The following is a 3489-nucleotide window of genomic DNA, read 5'->3' as shown; positions in this document are numbered from 1 at the left end:
GTTCCTTTAAAAGAGAGTACGGCGCCTACGCGGGAACTGTCGCGGGAAAAGAAATCTATTTTTTCCGTGTAGGTATCCTTTTCAAATGTGTAGGTACCGCCGCCGCAACCAAAAAACTCTCCGGATTCGACGTTCAGCGCCACCCATTGGAAGCGGGTGCCTGTTAAAATTTTAAATGTCTTTCTGGGTCCGTCGGGAATGGGATTCATTTTCCCTTCATTTTCCCGTGAGGTAATCCGCCAGTTGCCGGCCAATGGGCCGGTGCCGTCGTCGATACGGGTCCATTCCTGTTTACCGCCGCCGGCAGTACCGGTTATCAGGTGGTCGTTTTCCATTCCAACGGGTACATTCGTGCTTTGTCCGGCCTGCTCTGGTTTAGCCGTATTATAAAAAATGGTGACGCTCGTTTCGCCGGGGTTTCCTGCTTTCCAGGTACCTCCGTAACTGGCTACGAAACTTTTTGCGTTGTAGTCTGTCACGGTGAACCAGGTAGGTGTAATCAGCAATACGCTGGTGACTTCGCCGGTTACAGATTTCCAGGCGCCTACTGCCTGGTCTTGTGCTTTCCCGATACCGAGGAAAGAAAAGAATAAGGCTAAGAATACAGGTAGTCTTTTCATAACATAGGTTTTAATACAAAAGATAGTCTATCGACGGCAGAAAGGAAAGCTTTCCGGCTTCCCGCTTGTAAAAATTACTGGTTATTTCTTTGGTTGGGTGCGTTTACATCGCGTTTCTTCGTATTTTCCGGGATGCAACAAAACTCTTTCCTGCTCTATGGCGCCAATGGATATACCGGTGAACTGATTGCCAGATATGCGGCTCAGTATAATCTTCAGCCTGTTCTGGCAGGCAGAAATGAAACCGCGCTGCGTGCATTGGCCACCCGGTTGCAGTTGCCGTACAAAGTAATTTCGCTGGACGATACTGCGGCATTAGTGCAGGCATTGAAAGCTGTCAAATTTGTAATTCATGCTGCGGGCCCTTTCCACTTAACAGCTCAACCGATGGTAGAAGCCTGCATACAGGCAGGTACCCATTACCTGGATATTAACGGAGACATTACGGTTTTTGAAATGCTGCAACAATATGATCAGGCGGCAAAAGACGCGGGTATTATGGTGTTGCCCGGCGCTGGTTTTGATGTGGTGCCCACAGATTGTATAGCGGTGTTATTAAAAACATTGTTGCCTGATGCCAGCGATCTGAAACTGGCTTTTGCGACTTCCGGTGGTGGTGTGTCTCATGGCACGGCGATGTCTATGGCGTATAAATTAGGAGAAGGTGGTGCGGTGAGAAGAGCGGGGAAGATTGTACGTACTTCGCTGGGGCATCATGGGCGATGGATAGACTTTGGCCCGAAGAAACTTTTTACGATGAGCATTCCCTGGGGAGATGTAGCGACGGCTTATTTCAGTACGGGGATTCCCAATATCACGGCTTATACCGGAATTCCTCTAAATGTGTATCGTTTACTGAAGTTACAGCGTTTATTTAACTGGTTGTTGCGTACTTCTTTTGTACGAAATATTATTAAAAAGAAAATCGGTCAGCGGCCTTCCGGTCCTACGGATGAAATGCGCAGCAAGGCTTACAGTTTGGTATGGGGTCAGGTGTACAATACGGCGGGCAGGAAAGCTACCGTCACTTTAAAGAGTCCGGATGGGTATACGCTCACGATGTACAGTTGTTTACTGATGGCGCAAAAAATCTGTAACGGTGAGTGGAAGGTCGGGTATCAAACGCCCGGTACGGCCTATGGGGCGGAGTTTGTGATGGAGATACCTGGTGTGGAGCGGGATATTATCATTGCGAATCATCGTTGATGACTCGCGGTAGCGAAATTGAATGGTGAGTCATCCTTGATCACTGACAACAGCGAAGTTAGATGGTGAGTCATCCTTGATTACCGGCAACTGAGAAATGGAATAGCGAATCATCGTTGATAACCGATAACAGCTAAGTCGAATCATAGCTGATGATTCGCCGCTGTGAAGTCGATATACTTCTTTACCTGATCGTTGTGGATACCACGTTTTCGTTTATTTATACAAATGCTGATCCTGCACATAATCAATACCATTTGTTTTTAAATAATTAATCCCCCATTCACTGGCGAACTCATATAATGGCGACAGGCTTTTTCCTGCGGTGGTTAAGGCATATTCCACTCTATAGGGCTTTTTTGTGAGCACATTTTTTTCAATGAGCAGATCTCTTTCCAGTTCTTTCAATTGCTGGCTGAGCATCTTTTCTGAAACACCCGGCAGGTTATCCCTGATTTCTGCGTAGCTTCTTTTGGTGAAATAATGCAGGTGGAAAAGGATCAACAGTTTCCATTTGCCGCCAATAAATCCCAGTGTTACATCTACGGGGCAGGTATATACTTTATCGTTGAGTGTGATCATAAGCAGGCACTTTAATGTCCCTACAAGTTAACAACATTTGGTATTCCGCTTCTACTTTCAGAAAGGTATTTCTCTGGCAAAAGCAGGGGAAAGTCACTTGTATATACCGCGAAGTGCCTATTATTCCCGTCTCACAAAAAAACAATGCCACTTCCCTATACCTCTTCCAGTGCACGTTTCATGATGTTCAGGTAACCGATATGCTGTTCTGCATAGGACCAGCTTTCCGATAACAAGGCCCAGGCTATTTGCCGTTCTAAAGCGATGCTGATGATGGGTTTATTTTCCACATCGATGACCCCTTCATCTACGAGCTGACCAAATCCCGTTGCGATAACGGATGCATCCACGGTGAATATGTAATAACTATCATCGTATGCAGGATCGTCCATCAATGCTTTTATCGCGTCTCTGTCGAGCAGGTCTTCATTGTATGTCTCGATGTTTATTTCCCCGATTGACTCAATCACCCATTTCAAACATTCCCTCACCGGGGTATGTGGATTGGCTTTACGCCATTCTCTGAATTCTGCGAGGGCCATGTCGCCTTCATCGGAGCCAAAGGGCGCCAATTCATCCGCGCAGTCCCAGAAAAAATCTTCCGGAATCAGTTCAATCGCTCTTGGATGGGCATGTTCTTTATTAATGCCATATAATTCTTCGTCGGCCATACGTGCTATTTTACTCATTTTCCCAACCGCGGGCATTTGAACAGGTTTCAATACAATACACGGTGTTGCGTTCAAATTCTTCCCCAAACAATTCCAGGTAAACCATATAGCCAATAAAGCCTACAATCTCCGCTTCTGCATCACAGGTGGCTTTGGATGGATTTTCCTCAATCATTTCATAATACGCTCTACCCATTCCTACAATAAAACATCTGCAATAAAGAAACCCATCATCAGAACCATCGGTATACTCATGGATATCTTCCCGGTCTATCCGAAACAACTTTTCCTCCATAATATGGTTAAAAGCCGTCAATTCTTCCTTATTCAATTCCAGTAACAAATCCCTGATATTATTAGTAATAGTGCCATACACTTCACCAGTCAGATCTTCTATTAATGCGGCATCG

Annotated in this window: 5 protein-coding genes; 1 reads left to right on the top strand and 4 read right to left on the bottom strand. The window is 45.7% G+C overall.

The window, feature by feature from the left end; all coding sequences use genetic code 11:
* Positions 1–620: hypothetical protein (locus VIP81_RS10485; RefSeq protein ID WP_331959575.1), on the bottom strand; the 620-nt coding region annotated here is incomplete at its 3' end.
* Between the two features lie 132 nt (positions 621–752).
* Here VIP81_RS10485 and VIP81_RS10480 point away from each other — a divergent pair.
* Complete coding sequence (locus VIP81_RS10480) at positions 753–1826, top strand: saccharopine dehydrogenase family protein (protein WP_331959572.1); 1074 nt, start codon at positions 753–755, stop codon at positions 1824–1826.
* Positions 1827–2042: 216 nt separating this feature from the next.
* Here the strand turns inward: VIP81_RS10480 and VIP81_RS10475 are convergent, their stop codons facing one another.
* From VIP81_RS10475 to VIP81_RS10465, 3 genes are all read right to left on the bottom strand, one after another.
* Entirely contained in the window at positions 2043–2408 is a 366-nt protein-coding gene (locus VIP81_RS10475; RefSeq protein WP_331959569.1) for a helix-turn-helix domain-containing protein, read from the bottom strand.
* A 155-nt stretch (positions 2409–2563) separates the two neighbouring features.
* Entirely contained in the window at positions 2564–3079 is a 516-nt protein-coding gene (locus tag VIP81_RS10470; RefSeq protein WP_331959566.1) for a hypothetical protein, read from the bottom strand.
* Between the two features lie 10 nt (positions 3080–3089).
* Positions 3090–3489 (bottom strand): DUF4240 domain-containing protein (locus VIP81_RS10465; protein WP_331959563.1); only part of this gene is annotated, 400 nt, incomplete at its 5' end.

Source organism: Chitinophaga sp. (assembly GCF_036566945.1).
Taxonomy (GTDB): domain Bacteria; phylum Bacteroidota; class Bacteroidia; order Chitinophagales; family Chitinophagaceae; genus Chitinophaga.
The sequence above is the reverse complement of the archived record's forward strand: the minus strand, read 5'-3'. Positions and strand labels throughout refer to the sequence as shown.

Bases quoted from the DNA above. Each gene is read 5' to 3' on its own strand.
- VIP81_RS10470 (WP_331959566.1), bottom strand. From the start codon at position 3,079: ATGGCCGACGAAGAATTATATGGCATTAATAAAGAACATGCCCATCCA.
- VIP81_RS10475 (WP_331959569.1), bottom strand. From the start codon at position 2,408: ATGATCACACTCAACGATAAAGTATATACCTGCCCCGTAGATGTAACA.
- VIP81_RS10480 (WP_331959572.1), top strand. From the start codon at position 753: ATGCAACAAAACTCTTTCCTGCTCTATGGCGCCAATGGATATACCGGT.